This window comes from Methylomonas sp. LWB, assembly GCF_001856095.1.
Taxonomy (GTDB): Bacteria; Pseudomonadota; Gammaproteobacteria; order Methylococcales; family Methylomonadaceae; genus Methylomonas; species Methylomonas koyamae_A.
Genome location: NZ_MKMC01000039.1, coordinates 1 through 14,525, shown reverse-complemented (window position 1 = coordinate 14,525; position 14,525 = coordinate 1). Strand labels below are relative to the sequence as shown.

At 56.5% G+C, this 14,525-nt stretch carries 14 protein-coding genes; 13 read left to right on the top strand and 1 reads right to left on the bottom strand.

Annotated features, from left to right (window positions below; genetic code table 11):
- On the top strand, positions 1-3,237 hold a 3,237-nt coding region (locus tag BJL95_RS25235), incomplete at its 5' end, for an S-layer family protein (RefSeq protein WP_217631697.1).
- Between the two features lie 496 nt (positions 3,238-3,733).
- Here BJL95_RS25235 and BJL95_RS16050 read toward each other — a convergent pair.
- Positions 3,734-4,231, bottom strand: a complete 498-nt coding sequence (locus tag BJL95_RS16050; RefSeq protein ID WP_254786825.1) for a TlpA disulfide reductase family protein — start codon at positions 4,229-4,231, stop codon at positions 3,734-3,736.
- Positions 4,232-4,300: 69 nt separating this feature from the next.
- Here BJL95_RS16050 and serA point away from each other — a divergent pair, with 69 nt between their 5' ends.
- The 12 genes from serA to pal all read left to right on the top strand — a co-directional run bounded on the left by serA (position 4,301) and on the right by pal (position 14,491).
- Positions 4,301-5,884: a phosphoglycerate dehydrogenase gene (gene serA / locus BJL95_RS16045; protein ID WP_064030740.1), complete on the top strand. Its 1,584-nt coding sequence runs from the start codon at positions 4,301-4,303 to the stop codon at positions 5,882-5,884.
- Positions 5,881-6,522 (top strand): HAD-IB family phosphatase, encoded by a 642-nt coding sequence (locus tag BJL95_RS16040; RefSeq protein WP_064030729.1) that lies wholly within the window; start codon positions 5,881-5,883, stop codon positions 6,520-6,522. Before serA ends, BJL95_RS16040 begins: the two co-directional genes overlap by 4 nt.
- Before the next feature lie 69 nt (positions 6,523-6,591).
- On the top strand, positions 6,592-7,347 hold the full coding sequence (locus BJL95_RS16035; protein WP_064030728.1) for a YebC/PmpR family DNA-binding transcriptional regulator: 756 nt from the start codon (positions 6,592-6,594) through the stop codon (positions 7,345-7,347).
- Between the two features lie 30 nt (positions 7,348-7,377).
- Complete coding sequence (gene ruvC / locus BJL95_RS16030; protein ID WP_064030727.1) at positions 7,378-7,875, top strand: crossover junction endodeoxyribonuclease RuvC; 498 nt, start codon at positions 7,378-7,380, stop codon at positions 7,873-7,875.
- Positions 7,872-8,471, top strand: a complete 600-nt coding sequence (gene ruvA / locus BJL95_RS16025; RefSeq protein WP_064030726.1) for a Holliday junction branch migration protein RuvA — start codon at positions 7,872-7,874, stop codon at positions 8,469-8,471. Before ruvC ends, ruvA begins: the two co-directional genes overlap by 4 nt.
- Entirely contained in the window at positions 8,468-9,505 is a 1,038-nt protein-coding gene (ruvB, locus tag BJL95_RS16020) for a Holliday junction branch migration DNA helicase RuvB (protein WP_064030725.1), read from the top strand. The genes ruvA and ruvB overlap by 4 nt, the downstream gene beginning before the upstream one ends.
- Entirely contained in the window at positions 9,502-9,909 is a 408-nt protein-coding gene (ybgC, locus tag BJL95_RS16015; RefSeq protein WP_064030724.1) for a tol-pal system-associated acyl-CoA thioesterase, read from the top strand. Before ruvB ends, ybgC begins: the two co-directional genes overlap by 4 nt.
- A complete protein-coding gene (tolQ, locus tag BJL95_RS16010; protein ID WP_064030723.1) occupies positions 9,909-10,586 on the top strand; it encodes a protein TolQ in 678 nt (225 codons plus the stop codon). The genes ybgC and tolQ overlap by 1 nt, the downstream gene beginning before the upstream one ends.
- Before the next feature lie 44 nt (positions 10,587-10,630).
- A complete protein-coding gene (gene tolR / locus BJL95_RS16005) occupies positions 10,631-11,041 on the top strand; it encodes a protein TolR (RefSeq protein ID WP_254786824.1) in 411 nt (136 codons plus the stop codon).
- A gap of 9 nt (positions 11,042-11,050) precedes the next feature.
- Positions 11,051-12,565 (top strand): cell envelope integrity protein TolA, encoded by a 1,515-nt coding sequence (tolA, locus tag BJL95_RS16000; protein ID WP_071159367.1) that lies wholly within the window; start codon positions 11,051-11,053, stop codon positions 12,563-12,565.
- A gap of 21 nt (positions 12,566-12,586) precedes the next feature.
- Entirely contained in the window at positions 12,587-13,870 is a 1,284-nt protein-coding gene (gene tolB / locus BJL95_RS15995) for a Tol-Pal system beta propeller repeat protein TolB (protein WP_071159365.1), read from the top strand.
- 63 nt (positions 13,871-13,933) lie between these two features.
- The gene (gene pal, locus BJL95_RS15990; RefSeq protein ID WP_071159363.1) at positions 13,934-14,491 is read left to right on the top strand and encodes a peptidoglycan-associated lipoprotein Pal; all 558 of its coding nucleotides are present in this window, start codon (positions 13,934-13,936) and stop codon (positions 14,489-14,491) included.
- Positions 14,492-14,525 lie beyond the last annotated feature (34 nt).

The window sequence follows — 14,525 nt, the reverse complement described above, 5'->3', positions numbered from 1 at the left end:
ACTTTGGCGCTGGCCGACGGCACGAACGGCGGCTTGGCCAGCAACTACACGCTGAGCGGCGGCACCCATACCGCGGATATTTCAGCCGCCAGCTTGACCGTCAGTACCAGCGACGTTAGCAAGGCCTACGACGGCGGCACCACGGCGGCCGGCACCGCAACCATCACGAGCGGCTCGCTGTACGGCAGCGACAGCCTCAGCGGCGGCACCTTTGCATTCACCAACAAAAACGTCGGCGCTGGCAACAAGACGGTGACCGTGAGCGGGGTGACCGTCAGCGACGGCAACAGCGGCGCCAACTATTCGGTGAGCTATGCCAATAACACCACCAGCACCATCACGCCCTTCGTTGTCAGCCTGACCGGCAGCCGGACCTATAACGGCAGCACCAACGTGGCGGCCGGCATCTTCTCGGCGGGGAGTTTAGTTGGTAGCGAAACCCTGAACCTGAGCGGCACCGGCACCATTGCCAGCAAAAACGTCGGCACCGGCAAAACCGTGACGCTGGGGACTTTGGCGCTGGCCGACGGCACGAACGGCGGCTTGGCCAGCAACTACACGCTGAGCGGCGGCACCCATACCGCGGATATTTCAGCCGCCAGCTTGACCGTCAGCACCAGCGACGTTAGCAAAGCCTACGACGGCGGCACCAGTGCGGCCGGCACCGCAACCATCACGAGCGGCTCGCTGTACGGCAGCGACAGCCTCGGCGGCGGCACCTTTGCCTTTAGCGACAAAAACGTCGGCAGCGGCAACAAGACGGTGACCGTGAGCGGGGTGACCGTCAGCGACGGCAACAGCGGCGCCAACTATTCGGTGAGCTATGCCAATAACACCACCAGCACCATCACGCCCTTCGTTGTCAGCCTGACCGGCAGCCGGACCTATAACGGCAGCACCAACGTGGCGGCCGGCATCTTCTCGGCGGGGAGTTTGGTCGGTAGCGAAACCCTGAACCTGAGCGGCACCGGCACCATTGCCAGTAAAAACGTCGGCACCGGCAAAGCGGTGACGCTGGGCACTTTGGCGCTGGCCGACGGCACGAACGGCGGCTTGGCCAGCAACTACACGCTGAGCGGCGGCACCCATACTGCCGACATCGGGGCCTACACGGTCGATCTGACCGGTAGCCGTACCTACGACGGCACCACAGTCATCAATGCAGCCAGTTTGACGACCTCTACTCTGGTTGGCGGTGAAACATTGACTCTGACCGGCGCCGGAAGCGTCGCGGACCAAAATGTCGGCACCGGTAAAACGGTCGCGCTTGGCTCCTTGGCCTTGGGCGACGGCGGCAACGGCGGTTTGGCTAGCAATTACACGTTGGTCGGCGGTACGCGTAGCGCCGATGTGACGGCCTACACAGTCAGTTTGACAGGCAATCGCAGCTACGACGGCAGTACCAACGCGGCGGCCAATATTTTTGCCATGAGCACTCTGGTCGGAAGCGAAACCTTGAATCTAACCGGTACCGGCACGGTGGCGGATAAAAACGTAGGGGTCGGTAAGTCCTTGGCGCTGGGCAGTCTGGCGCTGGCCGACGGCAGTAACGGCGGTTTGGCCAGCAACTATACCCTGACGGGCGGCACCCATAACGCCACCATCTCCGCGGCAAATTTGACCGTCGGCACCGAAAACGTCAGTAAAACCTACGATGGCAATACGTCGGCAATCGGCACCGCGATCGTCTCGAGCGGCACACTCTACGGTAGCGACAGCCTGATCGGCGGCTCGTTTGCCTTCACCGATAAAAATGTCGGTATCGGCACCAAAACCGTCACGGTTGCCGCTGTCACCGTGAACGATGGCAATTCCGGCGATAATTACTCGGTGTCCTACCTGAATAACACCACCAGCACGATCAACCCGTTTGTCGTGAACCTGAGTGGAGGCCGGAGTTATGACGGTACCACAGCTGTCGCCGCCGGGGATTTGCACACCGGAAGTCTGGTCGGTGGCGAGACTTTAATCCTCACGGGGGCGGGCGCCTTAGGCGATAAAAACGTTGGTACCGGTAAAACCGTAAGTTTGGGCTCCTTGGCGTTGGCCGACGGAAGCAACGGCGGTCTGGCCAGCAACTATACCTTGATCGGCGGCGATCTTAGCGCCGACATTAGCCAAGCCAATTTGGTTTTGACCACCAGCGACGTCATCAAAACATACGACGGCACCACGTCCGCCTCGGGAACACCGATCGTCAAAGCCGGCAGCGGTAGTCAGCTCTTCGGCTCGGATAGTTTATCCGGCGGCGTGTACACGTTTACCGATAAAAACGCCAACGGCAGCAGCACCGTGACGGTTAGCGGAATTAGTGTTTCCGACGGCAACGGAGGCAACAATTACTCAATCAGTTATAGCGACAACACCACCAGCACCGTTCTGCCCTACGTCATCCATTTAACCGGTTCGAGAGTGTTCGACGGCAGCAATGTGGTGAATTCCGACATTTTCAATTTAGGCACCTTGGTCGGTAACGAAACCCTGTTGCTGAGCGGCGCGGGTTTAATGTCGGATAATCGCGCGGGTATCGATAAACCGGTCGATCTCGGGACTTTGGCCTTGGCCGACGGTGGTAATGGCGGCTTGGCCAGCAATTACACATTAGCCGGCGGCAACCCAATGGTCACCATTCTGCAACCGCCTACGGTCAATACCCCAGCGCCGACCGAGACCGTTAACGCTGGCACCGTGGTACCGGATAACGGCGGAAGTTCGAATAGTAACAATACCGGCAGTGGCGGCGGCGGCGGACGGACTACCGGCTTGGCCATGTCCGCGCTGCGAGGTACCGACAGCAACCGCAGCGTGCAATTCAGTATCGCCGACTCGGGGATCAATAGCGGCGGGAACGCCGCAAGCGGCATGGCGACGGGCGGTGAAGCGCCGACTCAGTTAAGCAATACCGTGCATTTATTGGCGTCTCAAACCCTGGTAGCGGGAAGTCAGGTGCAGATCGTCGCCCATGTCGAGGTGAGCGATTACTCGAGCGGGTTCAGCTTTGCGCTGCCCGCCGGCGCATTGTCTACAACGGCCGGCGAAGGCACCGTTACAGCCAAAATGGGTAACGGCGAACCGCTACCGGCTTGGCTGAATTTCAATAGCCACTCTTTAAGTTTTAGTACCGACAACGCTGGTGCCGCGCAATTGCCGCTGCAAGTCGTCATTACTCAAACCAGTCCGAGCGGCCAACAAAAATCGATTGTCGTGACCATCGAAAAACAAGGCCAAGCGATCTGACTTCTCGGCAATAACAGCCGGTCTAGGGTTTCCCCGATCGATCGGCTTTAACCGAGTCTTCTCCTGCTACGCAATGACCATTACGTAGCCTTCGGCACCCAGCGGAGTGTCTTCCGCTGAGGACAAATCCAGCTGTAATTTCGGCGAATATTGGACGGGTAATTTAATCCCGTCGCCTATTTCAGGAAAAATCGCGCCCTTACCTCAGCCTACACGACCCTAGTTTGCGAAGGCTGGGGACGCGAGCTGCTCCGCAGGATGAAGATAAACGGTTTATCGGCTGACTCTTAGGTTTTAAAGTAAGCGGTTTATTAACCGCATCTATATCCGCAGATCGAAGCAAGCGGAGATAGTGTTCACTGATAACGAGGTGGATACCTATGACGGAGCGCAATAGGCGATTATCCCGGCCATTAATCGTCGGGTACCGGCGAGACTGCCGATGTCGCTATCGCTTTGTCCGAAAAGTCAATCGCGTGGTTTAAAGGGCGCTTACTCACAACGTTGAAATGCGAGCTTCCAACTCGACTAAGTCACCCATTCCAACTTGATGCAGAATTAATTTCCCCGTGCTGTCGATTAGGAATGTCGTAGGGGTTAAGTTTACGTTACCGAAATCAGCAGCGCCGCTGCCGTCGACATCCAACACAACGTCGTAGGGTAGCTTTCGCTCTCTCGTTAGTTCTAATACCCGATTCGGGGGATCGTAATACATCGCTACCGCGATAATTTTCAAGCCACGGTTGGCAAATCGATGATGCCAATTGATCAAGGTGGGGATTTCAGAAAGGCAGCTGGCGCAGTCCGTCGCCCAAAACGTGACCAATACCGGTGAGCCATGCAATTGCCGCAACGAAATTTGCTCGCCGTTTAACGAGGTAAAAGTGTGGTCGGGCGCGAGCGATGTTTGGTCGATTAGCTGGAAAATTCCGGCGGCACCGCCAAATAGCAGCAAAGCGAACAGCGCGGTCTTCAGTGTCATGGGTTTTTTCAATCGGGGCGGTCCGGCGATTATAGCAAAGCTGCTAGAATGCCCGTTATGCTTGGCATTGCGGTGGGAACGATGAAAAAAGTCTTGGTTTCGGACAGATTGGCCGAAGAAGGTATTAACTTTCTGACGGCGCAACCGGGTTTGCAGCTTCGAATTCAAACCGGATTGACCGAGGACGAGCTTTGTGAATTGATTGCGGATTACGATGCGCTACTGATTCGTAGCGAGACCCAGGTCAGCGCTAAAGTACTTGCCGCCGCGAAAAATTTAAAAATTATCGGTCGCGCCGGTATCGGCGTCGATAACGTAGACCTCAATGCCGCGACCGAGCGCGGCATTATCGTTATGAATACCCCCGATGCCAACGCCACGACAACCGCGGAGCTCGCCATTGCGCACATGCTTTCGCTCAGTCGGAATTTGCCGGCCGCCAATCAATCGGTGCGTGCCGGGAAATGGGAAAGGTCTAAGTTGATGGGAAGCGAGATCGCTCATAAGACGCTTGCCATTCTCGGTTTTGGCACGATAGGACGCATAGTCGCACTACGCGGGCATGGATTGGGGATGCGGGTCATTGCCCACGATCCGTTCGTGGCGCCTGAAATTTTCAGCAAGTACGGCGTCGAGATGATGGATTTCGATAGTTTGGTCCGGCAAGCCGACTACTTGACCCTGCATTGTCCCTTGCTAGAAAAAACGCGCCATGTGCTCGGGCCCGATCAATTTGCGGCGATGAAAAAAAGTGCGCGTTTGATCAATTGCGCGCGGGGCGGGCTAGTCGATGAACAGGCGCTGTTTCAAGCGTTGCATTCCGGAAGATTGGCGGGCGCGGCGTTGGATGTTTTCGAGCAAGAACCGCCGCAACAACATCCTTTGTTTGAATTGGATAACGTCGTTTTTACCCCGCATCTCGGGGCTTCGACCAAGGAAGCGCAAACAGCGGTCAGTGTTGAAATCGCTAGGCAAGTGACCCAATATTTACAAACCGGCGAAGCCATCAATGCGCTGAATCTGGACAGAGTGTCCAGTGAGGAGTTGAATTTGGCTCAACCCTTTATGCGCTTGGCTAATATACTCGGGAAGGTGCTGGCCGAGTTGCTCGATCAGCCGATCGAGCGCTTGGAAGTGGCGTTGTTTGGTAAGGCCGCGTATGCCAAGGTTCGGCCGATTTCCGCCGAAGCACTGATCGGCTTGTTGGCCGGGCAATTGTCGTCACCGGTGAACCGGGTCAATGTCGAACGGATCGCCAAGCGGCAAGGCATCGTTTTGCTCGAGTCTCAAAGTGAATTATCGGAAGGATACCAATCGTTGATTCGGATTACCGGTCATTGCGGTGATCATTCAGTGATTTTGGCGGGAACATTGCTTGGAGATCAGCATCCGCGGTTGGTCAGTATGAATCATTTCGAAATTGAAGTGGTCCCGGAAGGCGTGCTGCTGATTACTCGTCATCACGACCGGCCGGGGGTGATTGCCGCTATTAGCTCGATATTGGGCGGGGCCGGCATCAATATCACTCGGATGCAGGTCAGCAATGCCGATCGCCAGCAATCGGCGATGATGGCGATCAGCGTATCCAATCCGTTAAATCCACAATTGCTGCAGGCCGTTTGCGACGTGCCCGCGGTACAAACGGCAAGGCAAATCGTGTTATGAAGTTTGATGTTATCTGTTTCGACTGCGATAGTACTTTGAGCAGAGTCGAGGGAATCGACGAGTTGGCTAGGCGCAACGGCTTGTTCGAGCAAGTGGCGGCGCTAACCGACGCGGCGATGAATGGCGAGTTACCCCTGGAAGAGGTGTATGCCAAGCGCTTGGAATTAATTCGGCCGGACAGGGCGGCGATTGCTTGGTTGGCACAATTGTATCTCGATGAAATCGTCGACGGCGTCAAGGAAACCGTGGATTCGCTGTTGGCGCATGGCAAGGAAATACATATCGTCAGCGGCGGTTTGCGCCAAGCGATTTTGCCGTTGGCGGACTACTTGGGGATACCCGAGGCCAATGTACATGCGGTTGACGTCGAATTCGACGCTGTCGGTCAGTATCTCGGATTTGCGGTGCATTCGCCGCTGGCGGTTAGCGGCGGGAAAGCCAGAATTTGTCGCAGGCTACGAATGCGCCACGCCGCGCTGGCGATGGTCGGTGACGGAAAAACCGATCTGGAAGCAAAACAGGCCGGCGCTTATATGGTGGGTTTCGGCGGGGTCGTGCGGCGCCCTATGGTCGAGGCCGAGGCGGATTGTTATGTTATCGAACCGTCGCTGATGGCCGTTTTGCCTTATTTGCTGTAAGGCTAGGGTCGATTAGCGGGCGCTAGGGTGGTAGAATTCTCGGTTTTTTATAGGTTTCAGAGGGATAGCATGGCTGGGCACAGTAAGTGGGCAAACATCAAACACCGCAAAGGCGCTCAAGACGCCAAGCGCGGTAAGATTTTTACCAAGCTCATTCGGGAAATCACCGTCGCGGCCAAAAGCTCCGGTGGTGGCGATCCGGCCAATAATCCTAGCTTGCGTACCGCGATCGACAAGGCCTTGGGCGCCAACATGAAGCGCGACACCATCGACAATACGATCAAAAAAGCCACCGGGGCTTTGGATGGCGTGGTTTACGAAGAAGTGCGCTACGAAGGCTACGGTCCGGGCGGCACGGCGGTAATGGTTAACTGTCTGACCGACAACCGCAACCGTACCGTCGCCGATGTGCGGCATGCCTTCTCCAAACACGGCGGCAATCTGGGTACCGACGGCTCCGTGGCTTATATGTTCCGCAAAGTGGGGATCATCGGTTTTTCGAGCGAGGTCGACGAGGATGCGGTGATGGAAGCCGCGATGGAAGCCGGCGCGGAAGACGTTGTAACCAACGACGATGGTTCGATAGACGTCTTTACCGCGCCCGACGATTACTTGAACGTCAAGGAAGCGTTGGCGGCGGTGGGCTTGGTGGCGGAAAATTCCGAAGTGACCATGCACGCCGATGTCAAAACCGATCTGGACAGTGAAGCGGCCGAGAAAATGCTTAAATTAATCGATCGTCTTGAAGATCTGGACGACGTACAAGACGTTTATACCAATGCCGATATCAGCGACGACATCATGATGTCGCTCGGCAATGATTAAGTTCTTTTTAACCCGTTCCCTGGCCCGCTATTGATCAGGATACTCGGCATAGATCCCGGCTCCCGGATCACCGGTTACGGTGTGATAGAGACCACACCTCGCGGTGTTCGCTATATTGCCAGTGGCTGCATCCGTGTGCTTCCCAACGACTTTCCGAGCCGGTTGAAGCAGATTTTCGACGGAGTCAGTGAAATCGTCGCGCTTTATCAGCCACAGCAGATGGGCATCGAACAAGTTTTCATGCATAAGAACGCCGATTCGGCCTTGAAGCTTGGGCAAGCGCGCGGCGCGGCAATTTGCGCGGCGATGAACCTGGATTTGCCGGTACACGAATACGCCGCCCGCCAAGTCAAACAAGCTCTGGTCGGCAAGGGCAATGCCGACAAGACTCAGGTTCAGCACATGGTCAAAATACTGCTGGGAATCCAAGGCGAGATGCAAATCGACGCCAGCGACGCGTTGGCGATAGCGTTGTGCCACAGCCATTATCGAGAAACCGCTTTGCGTTTGGCGAGGGCCGGCGCATGATCGGATTTCTGCGCGGTAAATTAATCCACAAGGCGCCGCCGCAATTGGTTTTGGACGTGCAAGGCGTCGGCTACGAAGTCGAGGCGCCGATGACCACGTTTTACGATTTGCCGGCTTTGGGCGAGGAGGTGCGTTTACATACCCACCTAGTGGTGCGCGAGGACGCGCATATTCTGTTCGGCTTCGCGACCGAAAACGAGCGTTTGCTGTTCAAAACCCTGATTAAAGTCAACGGCGTAGGGCCTAAATTGGCATTGACGATATTGTCCGGCCAAAGCATCGACGAGTTCTACCGTTGTGTCGACGATAACGACGCCAAGAGTTTGGTGCGTTTGCCAGGCGTCGGCCAGAAAACGGCGGAGCGACTGATTATCGAAATGCGCGGCCGGCTACCGGACATCGGTGAGCCCGCGTCGCGGACGACCCAGCAAGCGGCGGCACGCATGCCGGCCGGAGCTAGGCAAGAGGCCGTCAGCGCTCTCTGCGCGCTCGGCTATAAGTCGTCGGAAGCCGAAAAAATGGTCCGAGCGGTGGCCGAAGACGATAAAAGCTGCGAGGACATCATTCGCCAGGCCTTGCGCGGAGCCGTTAAATGATAGAGAGCGATCGGCTGATCAGCGCCAGCGGCAGTGGCGACGAAGAACGTCAAGATCGCGCCATCCGACCGCGCCGATTGAAGGATTACGTTGGGCAAACCGAATTGCGCCAACAAATGGAGATTTTCATCCAGGCGGCGGTTAGTCGTGCCGAGGCTTTGGATCACGTACTGATTTTCGGGCCGCCGGGTTTGGGAAAAACCACGCTGGCCAATATCGTCGCCGCCGAAATGAATGTCAGCATTCGGCAGACATCCGGGCCGGTGCTCGACAAAGCCGGCGATTTGGCGGCCTTGCTGACCAATCTGCAAGCGCACGACGTATTGTTCATAGACGAGATCCATCGCTTGAGTCCGGCGGTCGAAGAGGTGCTGTATCCGGCTATGGAAGACTACCAAATTGATATTATAATAGGCGAAGGTCCGGCCGCCCGGTCGATAAAGCTGGACTTGCCGCCGTTCACGCTGATCGGCGCGACTACGCGGGCCGGATTGCTGACTTCGCCGCTCAGAGACCGTTTCGGGATCGTGCAACGCCTGGAGTTTTACAGCATCGAGGAACTGGCCAGTATCGTGACGCGTTCCGCGGCCATGCTCGGCATCGGCATGGACAGCGGTGGTGCCGACGAGATCGCGTGCCGCTCGCGCGGTACGCCCAGAATCGCCAATCGTCTCTTGAGACGGGTACGCGATTTTGCCGAGGTAATGGGAAACGGGGTCGTCAATCGGGATATTGCTCAGCGGGCCTTGGCGATGTTGAAAATCGACCAACACGGTTTCGACATGTTGGATCGTAAATTGCTTTTAGCGATGATTGAACACTTTCAGGGCGGGCCGGTCGGGTTGGATACCTTGGCGGCGGCCATCAGCGAGGAGCGCGGCACCGTCGAAGACGTATTGGAACCTTATTTGTTACAGCAGGGATTTATCATGCGGACGCCCCGAGGGCGGGTAGTCACGCACAAAGCATACAGTCACTTCGGTTTGCCGGCGCCCAACCAAGAACCGGGCAGCGACGACATCTTTAGTTTATGACCTTGTCAAATAGCGCATTCAGTTGGCCGGTCCGCGTCTACTACGAGGATACCGATGCCGGGGGCGTCGTGTTTTACGCCAATTACCTGAAGTTTTTCGAGCGCGCCCGCACCGAAATGTTGCGCGATCGCGGCTTCGAGCAAGACCAACTGTTACGCGAACAAAATCTGATTTTCGTGGTCCGTTCGGTCAGGGTCGATTACCTGAAACCGGCTCGCTTTAACGATTTGCTGCAGGCCACCGCCTCGGTCGTCGAGCATCAAAAAACCAATCTGACCTTTGCTCAAACCCTGATGCGCGGCCAAGACCAATTAGCCAGCGGCGAGATTCGCATTGCCTGTCTCGACGCGCAAACGATGAAACCTAAACCGATTCCCCTTGCCATTTTGGAAACCCTAAACTGATGAATACCGATTTATCCATCCTGACGCTGGTTAAAGAAGCCAGTTTTGTCGTTCAGTTCGTCATGTTCATTTTGCTGTCGGCGTCGGTTGCTTCATGGACTTTCATCTTCTCCAAACGCAAGGAGTTGAAGCAGGCGATCGAGATTACCGACGATTTCGAGGACGAATTCTGGTCCGGAGTCGGTCTGGCCGAACTGTATAAAAAAATGTCCAGCGACCGTTTCGAGCCGGAAGGCATCGAAAAAATCTTTTTGGCGGGCTATCGCGAATTCGCGCGGATGCGCCAGAAAGGCGACGTCGAGCCGTCGGTACAAGTGGAAAGCGCGCAACGGGCGATGCGCATCGAACTTTCGCGCGAACTGGATCGGCTGGATGAGACCTTGCCGTTTCTGGCTACCGTCGGTTCGACCAGTCCGTATATAGGTCTGTTCGGCACGGTTTGGGGCATCATGAACTCGTTTCGGGCGCTGGGCGAAATCAAGAATGCCACCTTATCCAACGTCGCACCGGGTATTTCCGAGGCTTTGATTGCGACGGCGATCGGCTTGTTCGCGGCGATTCCGGCGGTGATCGCCTACAACCGTTTCTCGACTCGATTGGATCGCTTGGCCGGTCGCTACGAGTTGTTCGTTGACGAGTTCGTGGTCCTTTTGCAAAGACAGGCGCACAGCAAATGAACGTCGGTGGCAGCAATCGCAGATCGCGGAAAAAACGCGGCGTCATGGCCGAAATCAACGTCGTGCCTTACATCGACGTCACCTTCGTTTTGTTGATGATCTTCATGATCACCGCGCCGCTGGTCCAGACCGGCGTCGATGTCGAGCTGCCGCAAGCGGAAGCCGAGTCGGTCGATCTACAGGATCAAGTCCCGGTCATCGTGTCGATCAAGAAGGATGGCAGTCTTTACGTCGATATCGGCAATGGCGACGAAGAGGCCGATACGGCGGTCGATGTCGATACCGTCAAGACTCGGGTTGCCGCCGTGTTCAAAAACAATCCGAAAGCCCAGCTTTACGTGCGCGGCGACCACGAAGTGGATTACGGCAGCATCGTAAAAGTGATGGTCGAATTGAAAAAAACCGGCGCCCCCAAGGTTGGTTTGATGACCTCGCCCCCGCCCGAGAGTAAATAACGATAGCGCATGAGAAATTTCAAACCCTCGTTTGTCCTGGCGGTCGCTTTACATATATTGATCGTGTTGCTGTTCAGTATCAGCTTCCTGACCGACAGCGATACCGCTCAGACCGCGCCGCCGGCTGAAGTTATCGAAGCCACGATCCTCGACGGCGCCGAAATCGATGCCGAAGCCGAGCGCTTGAAACAAAACGAAGCCAATAAGCATCAAGCCGAGGTCGAGCACCAACAACAACTGGAAAATGCCCGGAAAGCCGAAGAACAGGCCTTACAGCAAGCCAAAAAACAGCGAGTGCTGGAAGAACAGAAAATTCAAGAAGCGGCGGAGCGCCGAAAGCAAGAGGCTTTGGAAGAGCAAAAGCGGCAGGAACAACTGGCAGTCAAGCGCAAGGAAGAGGAAAAAAAGCTAGAGGAGGCCAAGGAACGGCGAACTCTGGAAGAGAAAAAAGCCAAGGAAGCCGCCGAGAAGCAGAAACAGGCCGAACTGGAGAAGCAACGGGAAATCGCGGAAAAGCAAGCGACCTTGGAAAAGCAAGCGGCGCTGGAAAAGCAACGGGAAGTCGAAAAACTCAAACAGCTGGAAAAGCAGAAGCAGCAGGAAGCGGAGCGCGAAGCCAAGCTCAAGGAACAAAAACTGGCGGAAGAGGCCAAGCTCAAGCAACAACAAGAAGCCGAAAGCAAGAAACTGGAGCAAGAGAAGAAGCTGCAGGAGCAAAAAGTACTGGAGCAGCAAAAAAAGCTACAGGAACAAAAAGCCGAGGAAGCGAAGCGGCAGGAACAGTTAAAACAGGCGGAAGCCAAAGCTAAGGCCGAACGAGAGCAACAACTGGCGGCGGAAAGGGCCAAGGTTGAGAAAGACCGGCAGGCCGCGCTGAACGCGGAAAAAGCCAAGCAAGCCGCCGAAGCCGAAGCGCGGGCCAAAGTTGAAAGGGAAAAACAACTGGCTGCCGAGAAAGCCGAAAAAGACCGCCAAGCAAAGCTCGCCGCCGAAAAAGCCGAGAAGGAGCGCTTGGCGGCGGAAGCCGAGGCTAAAGCCAAAGCCGAAAAAGACCGTCAGGCCAAGTTGGCGGCCGAAAAAGCGGAAAAGGCTGAAAAAGAGCGCTTGGCCGCCGAGGCCGCCGCCAAAGCCAAGGCCGAACAAGAGCGGCAAGCCGCGATTGCCGCCGCCGAAAAAGCCGAACAGGAACGCAAGGCGGCTGAAGCCGCTGCCGCGGCGGCCGCGAAAGCCGAGTCGGATAAGCAAGCCAGCTCGGCCGCCAAGGACGCGATCGCCCGTAAGGTCGAGGGCGCTTGGACGAGGCCGATCAGCGCGACGCAGGGCTTGAAATGTACAATTCAGGTAAAATTGCTGGCTAGCGGCGATGTCATGGATGCGGTGGTCGTTAGCAGCAGCGGCGACCCGATTTTCGATCGTTCTGCCGAAAACGCCGTTAGAAAAGCGTCGCCATTGCCGGTCCCGCAGGACAGGAATCTGTTCAATCAGGAATTTAGAGTATTTACCTTTGTGTTTAAGCCGGAATAACCCGTAACGGAACCCTAGAAAATGATGTTAATCCCCCGAATATTAGTCGTCGGCCTGTTGGCTTCGATACTTTCCGTCGCTCAGGCCGCCGGTTTGACAATAGAAATCACCAAGGGCTCGCAAACTGCGGTGCCCATCGCCATCGTCCCGTTCGGTCAGCAGGGCGCCGTCGGCAATGTCAAATTGTCGGATGTGGTTAGCGCCGACTTGGGCGGCAGCGGTTTTTTCAAAACCCTGTCCGAAGACGATATGTTGACCAAGCCGACCGAGCCAGAACGCGTCAATTTCAAGGATTGGCAGGTATTAGGCCAGGACTACGTCGTCATCGGCCAGGTCGTCGGCAACGGCGGCAGCTTCAACATTCAGTTCCATTTGTTCAATGTCCATAACGGCCAATTGTTGATGGGTTACCGGCTGACCGCCGGCGCCAACGAATTGCGCCGCGCCGCCCACCATATCAGCGACTTGATCTACGAAAAACTGACCGGGCGCAAGGGCGCGTTCAATACTCGAATCGCGTACGTGACCAGCGTGGCGCGCGGCAACGGCAAGCAATACATGCTGCAAGTGGCCGACGCGGACGGCTACAATCCGCGCACGATCGCCGAGTCGCCGGAGCCGATCATGGCGCCGGCCTGGTCGCCGGACGGCAGCAAGATCGCTTACGTATCGTTCCACACCAAGCGGTCGGAAATTTTTATCCAAACCCTGGCTACCGGTCAGCGCGAGAGCGTGTCGGCCTATCCCGGCATCAACGGCGCGCCGGCATTTTCGCCCGACGGCAGTCGCTTGGCGATGACTTTGTCCAAGGATGGTAGTCCCGATATTTACGTGCTGAATCTGTCCGGCCGCAGTTTGACTCGGATGACGTCCGGTTTGTCGATCGATACCGAGCCGACTTGGTCGCCGGACGGTAGTTCGATCGTGTTCACGTCCGACCAAGGCGGTAAACCGCAGCTTTACATCATGCCGGCGTCTGGCGGTAAAGCCAGTCGCCTGACCTTCCAGGGCGATTACAACGCTCGCGGCCGCTTCTCGGCCGATGGTCGCAGTTTGGCGATGGTGACCGGTAGCGGCGGCGATTACCGGATCGCGGTGATGGATATGGCCTCTCGGACCGTCAACGTGCTGACCGAAGGCCGATTGGACGAGTCGCCGAGCTTCGCGCCCAACGGCAGCATGGTCTTGTTCGCGGCGACGCGCGGCGGCAAGTCGGCGCTGTCCGTCGTATCCACCGATGGTGCGATGCAGCAGAAATTGGCCTTCGAGAACGGCGGGGTTCGCGAGCCGGCCTGGGCACCTTGATCGCCCGAGCGATAGCCTGCAAACTATCGATTATCGACTTTGATTTTTTATTTGGAGAACAGCATGACACTTAGCAAAAAAACTCTGGCTTTGGCGATGGTCGCCGTTTTGGCAAGCGGATGTAGCTCGACCGACGAAAGCGAGAACGGTTTGGGCGACGCAACCCAAGGCACTGATGCCTCTACCAGCGGCTACAACGACGGCTCGATGTCCGGCAGCCAATTCGGCTCCGGTAACGGCTTCAACTCCGGTTCGAATCTGGGTCCGGAATTCAGCGATCCGAACAACCCGTTGTCCAAGCAAGTGATCTATTTCGAACTGGATAGCGCGCAAGTCAAACAAGACTATGTGCCGGTCGTTGCCGCTCACGCCCGTTATCTGGCCTCCCACCCGAATCAACACGTGATTTTGGCGGGTCATGCCGACGAACGCGGTTCCAGCGAATACAACATCGCATTGGGCGAACAACGCGCCAAGTCGGTCGAACGGATGATGCGTAGCCAAGGGGTCGGTTCCGGCCAGTTGGAAGTCGTCAGCTACGGCGAAGAGAAACCGGCGGTTTCCGGTCATGACGAATCCGCATGGCAACAAAATCGTCGCGTTGAAGTAGGCTATCAATGAGCCGGCGGGCGCTTCTGATTGCAAGTATCGGCTT

What these genes read in the sequence shown, in the direction of transcription:
- ybgC (WP_064030724.1), top strand. Translation starts at nt 9,502, where the DNA reads ATGACCTTGTCAAATAGCGCATTCAGTTGGCCGGTCCGCGTCTACTAC.
- tolA (WP_071159367.1), top strand. Translation starts at nt 11,051, where the DNA reads ATGAGAAATTTCAAACCCTCGTTTGTCCTGGCGGTCGCTTTACATATA.
- ruvA (WP_064030726.1), top strand. Translation starts at nt 7,872, where the DNA reads ATGATCGGATTTCTGCGCGGTAAATTAATCCACAAGGCGCCGCCGCAA.
- serA (WP_064030740.1), top strand. Translation starts at nt 4,301, where the DNA reads ATGAAAAAAGTCTTGGTTTCGGACAGATTGGCCGAAGAAGGTATTAAC.
- tolR (WP_254786824.1), top strand. Translation starts at nt 10,631, where the DNA reads ATGGCCGAAATCAACGTCGTGCCTTACATCGACGTCACCTTCGTTTTG.
- pal (WP_071159363.1), top strand. Translation starts at nt 13,934, where the DNA reads ATGACACTTAGCAAAAAAACTCTGGCTTTGGCGATGGTCGCCGTTTTG.
- ruvB (WP_064030725.1), top strand. Translation starts at nt 8,468, where the DNA reads ATGATAGAGAGCGATCGGCTGATCAGCGCCAGCGGCAGTGGCGACGAA.
- BJL95_RS16040 (WP_064030729.1), top strand. Translation starts at nt 5,881, where the DNA reads ATGAAGTTTGATGTTATCTGTTTCGACTGCGATAGTACTTTGAGCAGA.
- BJL95_RS16035 (WP_064030728.1), top strand. Translation starts at nt 6,592, where the DNA reads ATGGCTGGGCACAGTAAGTGGGCAAACATCAAACACCGCAAAGGCGCT.
- tolQ (WP_064030723.1), top strand. Translation starts at nt 9,909, where the DNA reads ATGAATACCGATTTATCCATCCTGACGCTGGTTAAAGAAGCCAGTTTT.
- tolB (WP_071159365.1), top strand. Translation starts at nt 12,587, where the DNA reads ATGATGTTAATCCCCCGAATATTAGTCGTCGGCCTGTTGGCTTCGATA.